This is a genomic window from Streptomyces sp. DH12 (assembly GCF_020873895.1).
Classification (GTDB): Bacteria; Actinomycetota; Actinomycetes; order Streptomycetales; family Streptomycetaceae; genus Streptomyces.
Genome location: NZ_JAHWGT010000021.1, coordinates 28,941 through 42,286, shown reverse-complemented (window position 1 = coordinate 42,286; position 13,346 = coordinate 28,941). Strand labels below are relative to the sequence as shown.

12 protein-coding genes are annotated in these 13,346 nt (G+C 76.1%); 6 read left to right on the top strand and 6 right to left on the bottom strand.

Translation table 11 applies throughout. From position 1 onward, the window contains the following. Window positions 1-32: 32 nt before the first annotated feature. The gene (locus tag LPA54_RS20390) at window positions 33-572 is read right to left on the bottom strand and encodes a 2-oxo-4-hydroxy-4-carboxy-5-ureidoimidazoline decarboxylase (protein WP_228979843.1); all 540 of its coding nucleotides are present in this window, start codon (window positions 570-572) and stop codon (window positions 33-35) included. A 522-nt stretch (window positions 573-1,094) separates the two neighbouring features. Between LPA54_RS20390 and LPA54_RS20385 the strand changes: the two genes are divergently transcribed. Both LPA54_RS20385 and LPA54_RS20380 read left to right on the top strand, forming a co-directional pair. Next, entirely contained in the window at window positions 1,095-2,684 is a 1,590-nt protein-coding gene (locus tag LPA54_RS20385; RefSeq protein ID WP_308112879.1) for a glycoside hydrolase family 20 protein, read from the top strand. A 132-nt stretch (window positions 2,685-2,816) separates the two neighbouring features. Next, complete coding sequence (locus LPA54_RS20380; RefSeq protein WP_228979841.1) at window positions 2,817-3,398, top strand: hypothetical protein; 582 nt, start codon at window positions 2,817-2,819, stop codon at window positions 3,396-3,398. 130 nt (window positions 3,399-3,528) lie between these two features. Here LPA54_RS20380 and LPA54_RS20375 read toward each other — a convergent pair whose 3' ends face one another. From LPA54_RS20375 to LPA54_RS20365, 3 genes are all read right to left on the bottom strand, one after another. After that, a complete protein-coding gene (locus LPA54_RS20375; protein WP_228979840.1) occupies window positions 3,529-3,843 on the bottom strand; it encodes a hypothetical protein in 315 nt (104 codons plus the stop codon). A 267-nt stretch (window positions 3,844-4,110) separates the two neighbouring features. Further along, the gene (locus tag LPA54_RS20370; RefSeq protein ID WP_228979839.1) at window positions 4,111-6,045 is read right to left on the bottom strand and encodes a hypothetical protein; all 1,935 of its coding nucleotides are present in this window, start codon (window positions 6,043-6,045) and stop codon (window positions 4,111-4,113) included. 141 nt (window positions 6,046-6,186) lie between these two features. Beyond that, a complete protein-coding gene (locus LPA54_RS20365; protein ID WP_228979837.1) occupies window positions 6,187-6,615 on the bottom strand; it encodes a nuclear transport factor 2 family protein in 429 nt (142 codons plus the stop codon). Between the two features lie 185 nt (window positions 6,616-6,800). Here LPA54_RS20365 and LPA54_RS20360 point away from each other — a divergent pair, with 185 nt between their 5' ends. Beyond that, window positions 6,801-7,427, top strand: a complete 627-nt coding sequence (locus tag LPA54_RS20360) for an RNA polymerase sigma factor (protein ID WP_228979835.1) — start codon at window positions 6,801-6,803, stop codon at window positions 7,425-7,427. A 2-nt stretch (window positions 7,428-7,429) separates the two neighbouring features. On the opposite strand, the gene LPA54_RS20355 is transcribed toward LPA54_RS20360, so the two are convergent. Next, window positions 7,430-8,011, bottom strand: coding sequence for a Uma2 family endonuclease (locus tag LPA54_RS20355; RefSeq protein WP_228979833.1), 582 nt, complete (start codon window positions 8,009-8,011; stop codon window positions 7,430-7,432). Between the two features lie 482 nt (window positions 8,012-8,493). Between LPA54_RS20355 and LPA54_RS20350 the strand changes: the two genes are divergently transcribed. After that, complete coding sequence (locus LPA54_RS20350) at window positions 8,494-9,171, top strand: RNA polymerase sigma factor (RefSeq protein WP_228979831.1); 678 nt, start codon at window positions 8,494-8,496, stop codon at window positions 9,169-9,171. Then, on the top strand, window positions 9,171-10,379 hold the full coding sequence (locus tag LPA54_RS42370) for a hypothetical protein (protein WP_267487388.1): 1,209 nt from the start codon (window positions 9,171-9,173) through the stop codon (window positions 10,377-10,379). The genes LPA54_RS20350 and LPA54_RS42370 overlap by 1 nt, the downstream gene beginning before the upstream one ends. A gap of 283 nt (window positions 10,380-10,662) precedes the next feature. Here the strand turns inward: LPA54_RS42370 and LPA54_RS20340 are convergent, their stop codons facing one another. Beyond that, window positions 10,663-11,547, bottom strand: a complete 885-nt coding sequence (locus LPA54_RS20340) for a L,D-transpeptidase family protein (RefSeq protein WP_228979829.1) — start codon at window positions 11,545-11,547, stop codon at window positions 10,663-10,665. Window positions 11,548-11,765: 218 nt separating this feature from the next. Here LPA54_RS20340 and LPA54_RS20335 point away from each other — a divergent pair, with 218 nt between their 5' ends. Continuing rightward, a complete protein-coding gene (locus tag LPA54_RS20335) occupies window positions 11,766-13,346 on the top strand; it encodes a methylmalonyl-CoA mutase (protein WP_228979827.1) in 1,581 nt (526 codons plus the stop codon).

The window sequence follows — 13,346 nt, the reverse complement described above, 5'->3', positions numbered from 1 at the left end:
CGCGGGGTCCGTATGTGTGATCAAACAGGCAATCAAACAGGCACGGACGGCCTACCGAAACCACCCGAACCGGCACAATCCGCGATGAGCCGGGCGAGTCGTGTCCTCGCCAGCCGCCGCAGCTCGTCGGCGGCGACGGCCCGCTCCTCCTCCGGCTCGTTCCCGAGCCGGGCCCGGATCCCGCCCAGCACCCGGTCGAGGTGCTCCTCGGGCCGGTCGGCGTCGAGGCAGACGACGAACGCGTGGCCGAAGCGCGCCTCGTACGCGTCGTGCGCGGCGCGCAGCGCGGTGTGCGCGGCGGTGGGCGTGCCGGGGGGCAGGACGGGCGCGGTCTCGTCGCCCAGCGCCTCGTCGAGGTCGGCGCCCGACAGGTCGTACCCGGCCTCGTCGGCCGCGGCGAGCAGCGCGTCGAGCGTCGGGTACGGGCGGTGCGCGGCCACCCGGTGCGCCCAGCGGACGCTGCCGCAGCAGGCCAGCAGGGAGGTTTCCGCGGCGGCGGAGGGGGCGGCGTTGAACACCGCCAGGGCGCTCACCGGCAGGCCCCGGGCCTGCACCGGTACGGCGGCGGCCACGCCGAGGGTCTGCGGAGTTCCGGAGGCGGGTTCGCGGGACAGCGTGGGCTCCTCGGACGAAGCGGCGGAGGCGGTGGGCGGAAGTCGTGCGAAACGCGTGAGGGAAGGGACACAACGTTACCCAGGGTGAGCAAGTGTGGTCCGAAGGCTTTCCGTATTTCACTCGGAAGGCAGAGTTTCAGCACAGTGGATGGACGCACTCGGCGCGTCGGGGCCGGGGCCCGCGGACCCCCAGGAGGAGGCGGCAGCGTGAACGCACGACACGAACGCACAGGTGGGGCGCCGATGGCGCCGCACCCCCGGCACCCCGCCCCCACGCCCGGCGTGCCGGGACCGGCCGCGGCGGTCCCCGCCGGGGGCGCGGCTCCCGGCGGGGCCGGGGCCCCCGGCCCGGTGCGGGACGCCGCGGGACGGGCGTCCGGGCGCGGGCCCGGGGTCGGGGGCGGAAGCGGTGGTGCCGGGGCGCACCAGGAGCGCCCGCGCCCCGCCGTACCGCCGCGGCGCCGGCGGGGCGCGCGGGCGGTGGCGCTCGGCGTGGTGTGCGCGCTCGGTCTCGGGCTCGCCGGGTGCGGCGGCGGTGACGGGGCCGTCGTGGGGGCCGGGCCCGCCTCCACGACGGCCGCGACGACGGCGCCGCCCTCCGCCGCCAGCCCCACGCCCACCCCGCGCCCCACCCGGACGTACCCGATGTCCACCGCGCCGCAGACCATCCCGGCCGTGCGGGAGCACGTCCCGGCGCGGGGGCCCGGCTGGCGGCCCGGCCCCGGGAGCGCCGTCGTGGTCGCGCCGGGCAGCGACGGGCTGGCCGACGAGGCGAGGCTCCTCGCCCGGGAGCTGGGCATCGCCGCCCGGGGCGAGGGGCGGGCCCGCGCGGGCGACGTCGAGCTGGCGCTCGCCCCCGGCGGGTCCGGCACGGCGCCCGAGTCGTACACCATGACCGTCCGCGACGGCCGGGTGCGGATCTCCGGCCCGGACCAGGCGGGCGTCTTCTACGGGACGCGGACGGTGAAGCAGGCCGTCCGCTCCGGCGGGGCCGTACCCGAGGGCGTCGTCCGGGACCGGCCCGACCGCCCGCAGCGCGGGCTGATGGTCGACATCGCCCGCAAGCACTTCACCGCGGCCTGGCTGGAGGCCCGCGTCCGCGAGGCGGCCGACCTCAAGCTGAACCAGTTCGGCCTGCACTTCTCCGACGACCAGGCGTTCCGCATCGCCTCCGACAGCCACCCCGAGGTGGTGTCCCCGCAGCACCTCACCAAGGCGCAGGTGCGGCGGATCGTCGCCCTCGCGGCGAGCCTGCACGTCACGGTCGTCCCCGAGATCGACTCGCCCGGGCACCTCGGCGCCGTCCTCGCCGCCCACCCCTCGCTGCGGCTGCGCGACGCCCGCGGCACCGTCGCGCGCGGCGCGATCGACATCGCCCGGCCGCAGTCGGCGCGCATCGTCGACGACCTGCTGCGCGAGTACGCGGCCCTCTTCCCGGGGCGGTACTTCCACGTCGGCGCCGACGAGTACCGCGCGCTGATGGCGGACGACCCCGAGGCGTCCTACCCGGCGCTGGCGGCCGAGGCCCGGCGCAGGCACGGCTCCGCCGGCCGGGTGCAGGACCTGGCGACGGCGTGGCTGAACGAGCGGGCCGCCACGGTGCGGGCGGCCGGGAAGCAGCCGAAGGCGTGGAACGACGGGATCTTCCGCGGCGGCGTGGTGAAGGCCGACGAGGACCTGGAGGTCGAGTACTGGACCGGCCGCGAACTGGGCGCCCGCCCGCCGGCCGAGTACCTGGCCGAGGGCCGCCCGGTCGTCAATGTCAACGACCGGTACCTCTACTACGTCCTCGGCGAGCCCAACCAGTTCACCTACCCGACCGGCCGCGCGATCTACGAGAAGTGGACCCCGCTGGTCCTGCGCGGCACGCAGCCGGTGCCCGAGCGGTACTCCCGGCAGATCCTGGGCGCCCGGTTCGCGGTGTGGTGCGACCTCGCCAACGCCCAGACCCAGGCGCAGGTGGCCGCAGGCATCCGCACACCGCTGCGCGCCCTGGCGCAGAAGGTGTGGGACCCCCGCCCGCCGGCCGCGCCCTGGCAGGAGTTCGCGGCCCTGGCCCGGCGGCTGTGAGCGCCCCGCGGCGGAGGTGTGGGCGGTTCCGCCGGGAAGCGGAGGAGACGTGACGTTCCGGCGACCGTGAGTGACGCTTTCCCCTCGGGCGGCGCAGTAAGGGGAGTACCGCGTCAGCGACGGGAGACGTCCATGAGTCCGAGCACGACCCCGAGCCTGGTGGAGCTGATCGCGCGGGCCGACGAGCGCGGCCACGCGGCCGCCGCGCTGGCCTGCCTCGACCGCTGCATGCCGCTGCTCGTCCCCGAGGCGACGGACCAGCTGCGCCCCCTGTGGCTGGGCGTGGCCCGCGGCGGCGCCGGCTGGCACCGGCGGCTCGCCGAGACGACGGCCGTACTGGAGGACGCCCGCCCGGCCCCGGCCGGCGACGAGGAGGCCGCGCTGGTCCGCTCCATGCTGGACGCGGCTCCCTCCGGGTGGGCGCCGACGTCCCTGCGGGCGTGGGCCGACAACTGCTCGCTGGCCGCGCTGGAGCTGCACCAGCGGCTCGGCGCCGCCCCCGGCCCGGAACTCGCGCGGACGCTGGACCGCTGCCGCGCGGGGGACGTCGACGCGGTGGGCCCCCTGGCCGGCGGCGAACTGCGCCGCCAGGTGCGGGCCCTGGAGATCCTGGCCGAGGGCGGGGCGTACGGGCTGCGCCGGGTGGTGGAGCTCTCCGCCGAGGGCCGCCGCATCCTCCAGGCCGTCGTCTCCCGCCGCGCCCGCATCGCGTAGGGCCGGGCCCCGTAGGGGGCGGGGCTCGTTCGTAGGGCCGGGCCCCGTACGGGGCGGGGCTCGTAGGGGGCGGGGCGCGTACGGGAAGGGGCGCGTACGGGGAGGGCACGTAGGCGGGCGGGGCTCGCCCCTACGAGCCGCCCGCCGCGCCCTTCACCAGCCGGTGCGCGGCGAGGAGGCTCAGTTCCGGTACGGCGGTGCGCACGGCGGCCACCGCCTTCACGTGGTCGCGGTCGGGGTCGACCCCGGCGGCTTCGAGGACGCCGCGCGTCCACTGGGCGAGCACGTCGTCGTCGCCGCGCGCGCACTGCGCCTCGACGACGGTGAGGGCCCGTTCCAGTCCGGGCCGCTCGGCGTCCGTCGCCGCCGCGAGCGCCAGGCGCAGGTCCCGGCGGATGTCGTCCCCGTCGCGGAACAGGACCAGGGGCGGCTTGCTGATGGCCATGTGACGGCTCCCTCGTGGACGGGCCCGCGGACGCAACGGGTCGGCGGACCGGCGGATGTCACCGGGGGAGACGCGCGGGGCGGGCCGCGGGTCACGTCCTTGAGCGAATCCTGAGCCGCCCACCCGCACCCCCGCCCGCTCGTCCTGCCCGGCTCCGCCCGGCCCCGCTCGTCCTGCCCGGCCCCGCTCGTCCTGCCCGGCTCCGCCCCGCCCGCTCGCCCGGCTCCGCCCGCCCCGCGCCGGCGCCCGCGCCCCCGCCGCCCGCCGTCACAGCAGGAGCAGGACGGCCGCCCCCCACAGGACCGACGCCGTCGCGAGGAGCGGCCCGACCGGCATGCCCTGCTCGCGGGGGCCGGCCGGCTCGCGCGGGCGCAGCTCGGGCCGGTGCAGCAGCGCGTACGCCTCCTCCGCGGCACGCGGCCCGACCGGGTCGCGGCCCAGCCGCCGTTCCAGCCACGCCCAGCCGACGGGGGAGAGCGTCAGCTCGGTGTCCTCCTCACGGGCGACGACGATGTCGCCGCCGCTGCGGTGGCGGACGGTCATGACCCGGTCCCACGGCACGTGCCGCACCCGCCAAGCCCCGGCGACCCACAGGCCGTCCCGGTCCGCGGTGAGGCGCCAGCCGAGCGCGGTCGACGCGGAGGAGACGACGAAGAACAGGCCGACCAGCGGGACCACCGACGTCCAGGTGAAGTCTTCGTCGAGCAGCGCCCACACGCCTCCGCCCTGCACGAGGAGCAGGAAGAGCCCGACCGCCCGGGACACGCGGTCGGCTCCCCAGGCGCGGGGCGCCGAGGACGGCACCAGCGTCGCGGCGACCTCGTCGACGGACCGCCCGCGCGCCCGCCCCCGGCCGTCCGTCCCGCCGGCGCGCCCGCCCGGCGCGGGACCGCGGCCGAACGGGCCGGGCACGGCCGGCTTCACGGCGGTGACGCCGCACTCCACGAAGACCTCGGGGTCGTCCTCGTCGTCACGGGCGACGAAGAGCAGTTCGGCGCCCGTGTACGGCAGCCCGTAAAGGACAGCCTCGCGCAGCGGGGGCGGCGGGTCCTCGCCCTTGAGGATGGCGCCGGCCTTGCGCAGCTCCTCGACCAGGTCCTCCTCCCGCGCCCACGCCTCTTCGCCGTCGCCGTCCGGACCGCCCGCGCCGCCGCCGGCTCCGGGCGGCGTGCCGTCCCCGTCCTCGACGGCGTACAGGGAGTGGAAGTGGAGCAGGGGCCGCTCGGCCGCGGGGTCGTCGGCCGCGTACACCCACGTCCTGCCGTCGTCCCTGCCTTCGAGCACCAGCACGCGCAGGACGGGCAGCGGGCCGCGGTGCGCCCAGCGCGAGCGGGTGCGCCCGTCGACGGCGTTGGCGAGGAAGGCGCAGCCGCCGACCAGCCCGGCGAGCACGAGCATCTCCCACCCGGCGATGTCGTACGGCTCGGCCACGAGCCGCACCCAGTCGCCGTCCACGAGCAGGTCGACCTCGCTGTCGACGGGGAAGTCCTCCGGGAACACGGCCTCGACGTCGTACGCGCGCTCCAGGGACGGCACCGACACGCGCAGCCCGTCCTCGTCCGACCGGACGACGGTCCCGGTGACGGGTGTGAGGCGCGCTGCCCGCTCCTCGTACGCGTCCGCGACCGCCTGGCCCTGCCAGAGGCCGAACGCCGCGACGCCCAGCAGCAGCGCCGCGACACCGGTGGACAGGCGCCCGCGGCGGAAGGCGAGCGCGGCGGCGGGCACCGGGTGCGCGGCGGGCCCGGCCGCCTCGGCCGCCAGCGCCCGCTGCCGGGCGGCGACGGACAGCCGGTGCAGGAGCCCGGTGGCGGCGAACCCCGCCGCCACGACGAACACGAGCCACGGCGGCGTGGTCAGGGACTGCGTGCCGCCGTCCACGACGTGCCCGGTGAGCAGCACCGCCAGGCCCGCCAGCGCGAGGCGGGGCTGGCGCGCCACCCAGTACAGGGTGAGCAGCAGCAGCGCGGCGAAGCCGAGGCCCGGCCAGTCCGTCCCGCAGGGGGAGGCGGTGGTACAGGGCTCCGCGGGGATCGCCGCCACCTGCCACACCGTCCCGGCGGCCAGGGCGAGCACGGCCCACAGCGGGTGCGCCCACGCGGCGGGCGAGGCGGCCAGCCAGCGGCGCGCGTCGGCCGAGCGCCAGTCGGCGGCGCCGGGCGGTATGTGGTCGGCGGGGAGCGGTACGGGTGCGGTGGTCACCCGCGCATTATCGCGACGGTCACGGCGGCGGGGCGCGGGTATTCCGGCACGGGCGGCGGCCCCGGACGCGGAGGCGGTGCGCGGGGCGCCTCCGGGGCCGGGGCCGGGCCGGTGGTCACGCGTCCGGGGCCGGGCCGGTGATCAGAGGTTGTCGCCCCAGCCGCCCTGGATCATGGTCTGGAACGCCCACTGCCCCCGGCGGCGGACGAGGATGTCCGCGTAGCGCAGCTGCCGGGTGGTGTCGCCGGTGGTCATGGTGGAGTCGGTGAAGACGACGGCCATGGCGGGTGACAGGAAGACCGGGGTGCGCGTCGACTCGAACGTGATGTCGTCGGCGCCGTCCCCCATCACGTGCGTCATCGTGGCGACGAAACGGTCCCGGTCCCACTGGGCGGACCGGCCGTCGCCGGCGCTGTCGTCGCTGACCAGGTTCAGCGGGAAGACCGCCAGGTCGGCCATGCCGTCGACGTCACGGCGGGCGCTGCGCGCGTCGTACTCCGCGAACCAGGCGTCCAGGCTCGCGCGGTCCTCGGGGGTCGGGGTGTATCCGGTGTCGGGCAGGAAGGTCACGCGGTCTCCTCGCTGAGGCGCTCTCGCCGAGCGGCTCATCAACTTTGACTACTCTGACGGCGTGAACGGTATGCCCGTCACCCCCCACTGGTCAAACTTGACGAGCAGTGATCCGGGTCACGTCCCGAGGGCGCTCGTCCCGTCGCCGCTGTGACACTTCGCCGCGGGCGCACGCAGCCTGAGGTATGGGGGGACACGATGCGGAACTCGGCGCCGCGGTACGGCAGGCGCAGCACGGCGACGAGGCGGCCTTCGCCCGGGTGTACCGGCTGCTCCAGCCGCAGCTCCTCACGTACGTGCGCGGGCTCGTCGGGGACGAGGCCGAGGACGTCACCGCGGAGGCGTGGCTGGAGATCGCCCGCGACCTCGGCCGGTTCCACGGGGACGGCGGCGGCTTCCGCGGCTGGGCCGCGACGATCGCCCGCCACCGGGCGCTGGACCACCTGCGCCGGCAGCGGCGCCGACCGCGTACCGCCGCCCTCGACGAGGACGCCCTCGACCTCCCCGACGGACGCGACACGGCCCTCGCCGCACTGGAGTCCCTCGCGACGGGGGAGGCCCTGGCCCTCCTCCACGAGCTGCCCCGCGACCAGGCGGAGGCGGTGCTGTTACGGGTGGTGGTCGGCCTGGACGCCGCGGCGGCCGCCCGATTACTGGGCAAGCGCCCCGGCGCGGTCCGCACCGCCGCCCACCGCGGCCTCAGACGCCTGGCGGGCCGCCTGCGGGCGGGGGCGGGGGAGGGGACGGAGCCCGGACCGGGTCGGGCGCCCGGCCCGCGGACCGGTCCGGAGCCCGACCGGGGCCGCGAGTGACCTCAGTCGCTCCGGGGCGGCATCAGCTTGTCCAGGTCGACGTCGATGTCGAAGGGCACCGGGCGCCGGAGGGAGCCGCGGAAGATGCCGGCGGGCGCGTAGCGGCCGGTCGGTCCGTCCAGTTCGTAGACGTGGACGGCGGGCGCCCCGTCCTCGTCCTCGACGCACCAGTAGTGGGGGATGCCGGCCTCGGCGTACTTGCGGAGCTTGACCGTGCGGTCGCGGTGGGCGGACTCCGGGGAGACGACCTCGATCACGAGTGACACGCTGTCGGGGGCGTACCAGGTGCGGTCGGGGTCGTAGGGGAGGTCCGTCAGCAGCAGGTCCGGCTCGGGGCGGTTGCGGGCGTCCAGGCGGATCGTCATCTCGCGTTCGACCTCCACGCCGGCCGGAACCTGCGCCATGAGGGTGGTGGTCAGAGCAGTGACGAGACGGCCGTGCCAGGACCGCTGCGGCGCCATCCTGAAAACGAGTGCTCCGTCGATCAGCTCGGTGTGGCGGGGCGCCTCGGGGAGGCGGTCGAGGTCCTCCGCGAACCAGCCTTCCGCGCGCGGCGGGCGCATCCAGTCGGGCAGTGCGGTCATGGCATCACGGTAACGGCTGCGGTCCTGGCGAGGCGGCGGTTCCCGGGCTCCGGGGCGCTGTCGCCGGGGTGGAGGTGGATGCGTTTCGGCCTGCCGGTCCGCGGTCCGCAGGCGCGCGGCACACGCCGCGCCGGCACCGCCCGGGGCCGGGTCTTCCGGCGCCACGAGGGGGCGTCGGTCCGACGGCGACGCCGCGCGGGCGTCCCGCGTCCCGGCGTACCACCTCTTCGGAGCGGTCGGGGCGGAGGACGACCGGGGCCGCCACCCCCCACAGGAGAGGCCCCGGTCGCCATCCACGGGTCCGTCGGACGGCCCCGTACTCCTATCAGCGCCCGGGGTGCGTTTTCTGTCACACCACCCCCCGACAGGTGCCGTTGCATGTTGTACAAACATGGACGAGATACGGCAGGAGCACGTAGCGTGCTCCTGCGCGGCGGGCGGAGCGGCCCGGTGCGCGGGCCGCGAGACGAACGGGTTGTGGAGTGCTGGGGGACGACGCGGAGCTGACCGCCGCAGTGCTCGCGGCACAGGACGGGGACGAGGACGCCTTCCGTACTGTGTACCGCGCCGTGCAGCCGCGGCTGCTCGGGTACATACGCACGCTCGTCGGCGAGGTCGACGCCGAGGACGTGGCCTCCGAGTCCTGGCTCCAGATAGCCCGCGACCTCGACCGTTTCAGCGGGGACGCCGACCGCTTCCGCGGTTGGGCGGCGCGCATCGCCCGCAACCGCGCCCTGGACCACCTGCGCATGCGCGGCCGCCGCCCCGCGCAGGGCGGCGACGAGACGGAGCTGACCGACAAGCCGGCCGACGCCGACACGGCCGTCGAGGCCATGGAGGCGCTCGCCACCGGCCACACCATGGACCTGATCGCCCAGCTCCCGCAGGACCAGGCCGAGGCCGTCATCCTCCGGGTCGTGGTCGGGCTCGACGCCAAGAGCGCCGCCGAGGCCCTGGGCAAGCGGCCCGGCGCGGTCCGCACCGCCGCCCACCGCGGGCTGAAGCGGCTGGCCGAGCTGCTCGGCGCCGCCGACCCGACGGGCGTCGCGCTCAGCGCCGTACCGCCCCAGCCGGGCCCCCGGACCAAGACCGGCGCGCGGGCCGCCGCCGTGCGCCGTGCTGTGACGCATTCGCGCTCGCGGACGCAGAAGGACATGTGATGGCCGACGAGCGGTATGAGTGGCTCGACCACGAGGCGGCGGAGCGACTGCTGCGGGGCGAGCCGGTCGACGCCGACGACGACTACACACGGTTGCAGGCCGAACGCCTCGCGGAAGCACTGGAGTCGGCCCGCGCCGACGCGGCGCGCACCGGTACCGGCCCCGCGGGTGTGCTGCCCGGCGAGGAGGCGGCGCTCACGGCGTTCCGCGCGGCCTGGTCGACGCGCGTCGACGGCCGGACGCCCGGCGCCGGCCGCGACCTCGGCGCCGTACGCATCGGCGGCGCCCCCCGCCGCGCCGGGCGGACGCGGGCGCGCGCCTGGACCCGCCCCGTCCGCTGGAGCCTCGCGGCCTCCGTCGCCGGACTGGCCGTCGGCGGCGTCGCCGTCGCCGCGGGCACGGGTGTCCTGCCCGACTTCGGCGGGGACGCCGTCCCCGTGCCGGCCGCCTCGGCGTCCGCGCCCCTCCAGCCGGACGCGCCGAACGGCGTGACCGTCACCCCGCGCGGCTCGGCCCGCCCGGTGACGCCCCCGCACCCGGGCGGCCCCACGCCCCTCGATCCCTCCGCCACCGGCCGCCCGGACGTGACGGCCGGCTCCGACGGGACCGCTGACAACGATGGCGCCGACCCCGGGCGCGCCGACGACGAGCACTGGGCCGGTGGCGACACGCGGGCCCCGGGCGGTGCCTGGCCCGCCCGCACCGCGCAGGCGTGCCGCGACTTCCGCGACGGCCGTCTCGACACGGAGCGGCGGCGGCAACTGGAGTCGTCGGCGAAGGTCAGCGGCGGGATCCAGCGCTTCTGCGACCAGGTCCTGTCCGACCGGGAGCCCGGCGGCACGGCCGACGGCGGCCCCGGCGGCACCGCCGGCGCGGGCTCCGGCGGCGACGACGGCTCCGGCACCACCGGCAGCGGCGGCACCGGCAGCGGCGGCACCGGCAGCGGTGGGGCGGGCGGCGGCGGGGCGGGCGGTACGACGACGGGCGGTACGGCGTCCGGAGGGGGCTCCGCGGGCGGCAGGACGGCGGGCGGGAAGGCGTCGGGCGGCACCGCTTCGGGCGGCAAAGCGGCCACGGGCCAGTCGTCCGTCGGCCGGTCGTCCGGGGGGAAGGCGTCGGGCGGGAAGGCGTCCGGCGGCGCGGGCGGTTCCGCGTCGGCGGTCTCGTGGACCGTTCCCCCGGCCTCCGCCGCGCGCGTCACCGTCTGACCCGCCCACCTCAGCAACCCCTCTGACCTGCGCTTTCACAGCGGTACGGCCAAGGTGTGACACTTTTCGAGCCGGTGACGCAGTAATGAGTGAGCCGACTGGTCATCGGCGGCGCGACGAGCCGGGGTTCCCCCCGTACCTACGGCTCAGCGCACACGGCGCGGGCGGGACACGTTCCCCCGGTCCCGCCCGCGCCCTCTCTCCTCCGCCCGGATCCCGGGCCCGGATCCCGGCCCTCGCCCCGGCCGCCCACCGCCGCCCGACGGCCCGACGGCCCCGCGGCTCACCAGTGGACGACGACCTTGTCCCCGACCCGCACCTGCGCGAAGACCTGCGCGAGTCGTGCCTCGTCCCGCACGTTGACGCAGCCGTGGGAGCCGCCGTTGTAGCCGCGCGCCGCGAAGTCGGCGGAGTAGTGCACGGCCTGGCCGCCGCTGAAGAACATCGAGTACGGCATGTCGGAGTGGTAGAGCGTCGACTTCCACGTCCGCTCCTTGCGGTCCACCTTGAAGGTGCCCTCCCGGGTCGGGGTGTTCACCGCGCCGAAGCGGACGTCCATCGCCGAGACGACCTTCCCGTCGACCATCCAGGCGAGGGTCCTGCTCTCCTTGCTGATGCAGAGCACGCGGCCCGTCGTGCAGCGCTGGTCGGGGGTGTCCACCTCGTTGGTGGTCGGCGGCCGCAGCTCGTCCCCGGTCGGCTGCCTCGTCGCCGCGACGAGCGCCGCCCAGGTGGCCGCGTCCACGTCACCGGTCGCCGGGAGGCCCCGCCTGCCCTGGAAGGCGGAGACGGCCTCGGCGGTCATCGCGCCGTAGAAGGCGGTCGGGCTGCGGTGGAAGTGGCCGAGCTGGCGCAGCCGCGCCTGCGCCTCGCGCACCTGCTCGTTCTCGGTGCCCTTGGCCAGCACGGCCGGAGAGGCGGAAGCGGACGGCCCACCACTCCCGGACACCGACGGCGCCGCGGAGGACTGCCCGGACGGCGCCGCCGACGACCCCGGCGCCCCCGACGACGGCGACGCCGACCCCGCGCCCGCCGCCGACGCGGCGGGGGCCGGCGACCCGCCCGCCGACCCGCCCGGTGCCGCCGCCTGGGCGGTGCAGCCTGCGGCCAGTGCCACCGCGGCGGCGGCGAGCAGTGCTCTGCGTATGGCGGTCGAACGTCCGTTCATGGTGGCCCCCCGGGTCCGGTTACTCGTGTACCTAGGGATCGCCGGCGCACCGCGGTGGTTGCCCGCCACCGGGGTGGTGTGACGAGGCTGTGACGAAGTCCCCGGGGAATGCTGTGAGCAAGGTCCCAGCGTGCGGCCCTCCACCGGCCGCACGCCCGCCGCTACAGTCCGTCGCGAGGGTCGATACCTGCGAGTAGGTCTATCGGAAGGCACAGCACATGGCGCGCGAGTCGGAGTCGGGACTGCCCATCGAGCCGGTGTACGGGCCGGACGCGCTGTCCGGCTGGGAACCCGGCGAGAAGCTGGGCGAGCCGGGCTCGTACCCCTTCACGCGGGGCGTCTACCCGACGATGTACACGGGCCGCCCGTGGACCATGCGCCAGTACGCCGGCTTCGGCACCGCCGTCGAGTCCAACGCCCGCTACAAGCAGCTCATCGCCAACGGCACCATGGGCCTGTCCGTCGCCTTCGACCTGCCCACGCAGATGGGCCACGACTCGGACGCCCCCATCGCGCACGGCGAGGTCGGCAAGGTCGGCGTGGCGATCGACTCCGTCGACGACATGCGCGTCCTGTTCGGCGGGATCCCGCTGGACAAGGTCTCCACGTCGATGACGATCAACGCGCCCGCCGCGCTGCTGCTCCTGCTGTACCAACTCGTCGCCGAGGAGCAGGGCGTCAGCGCCGACAAGCTGACCGGCACCATCCAGAACGACGTGCTGAAGGAGTACATCGCCCGCGGCACGTACATCTTCCCGCCGAAGCCGTCCCTCCGGCTGATCGCCGACATCTTCAAGTACTGCAAGGCCGAGATCCCGAAGTGGAACACCATTTCGATCTCCGGCTACCACATGGCGGAGGCCGGCGCCTCGCCCGCGCAGGAGATCGCCTTCACCCTCGCCGACGGCATCGAGTACGTCCGCACGGCCGTCGCCGCCGGCATGGACGTCGACGACTTCGCGCCCCGCCTGTCCTTCTTCTTCGTCGCCCGCACGACGATCCTGGAGGAGGTCGCGAAGTTCCGCGCCGCCCGCCGCATCTGGGCGCGGGTCATGCGGGACGAGTTCGGCGCGAAGAACCCCAAGTCGTGGATGCTGCGCTTCCACACCCAGACGGCGGGCGTCCAGCTCACCGCCCAGCAGCCCGAGGTCAACCTCGTGCGCGTCGCCGTGCAGGGCCTCGCCGCGGTCCTGGGCGGCACCCAGTCGCTGCACACCAACTCCTTCGACGAGGCCATCGCGCTCCCCACCGACAAGAGCGCCCGCCTGGCCCTGCGCACCCAGCAGGTCCTGGCGTACGAGACGGACGTCACCGCCACCGTCGACCCGTTCGCCGGGTCCTACGTCATCGAGAAGATGACGGACGACGTCGAGGCCGCCGCGCTGGAGCTCATGACGAAGGTCGAGGACCTCGGCGGCGCCGTCAGCGCCATCGAGCGCGGCTTCCAGAAGAACGAGATCGAGCGCTCCGCGTACCGCATCGCCCAGGAGACCGACAGCGGCGAGCGCGTCGTCGTCGGCGTCAACCGCTACACCCTCGACGCGGAGGAGCCCTACGAGCCCCTGCGCGTCGACCCGGCCATCGAGGCCCAGCAGGCCGAGCGCCTCGCCAAGCTGCGCGCCGAGCGCGACCAGGCGGCGGTCGACGCGGCGCTCGCGGAGCTGAAGAAGGCCGCGGAGGGCAGCGACAACGTCCTGTACCCGATGAAGGACGCCCTCAAGGCGCGGGCGACGGTCGGCGAGGTCTGCAACGCGCTGCGCGAGGTGTGGGGCACGTACGTCCCGACGGACGCGTTCTGA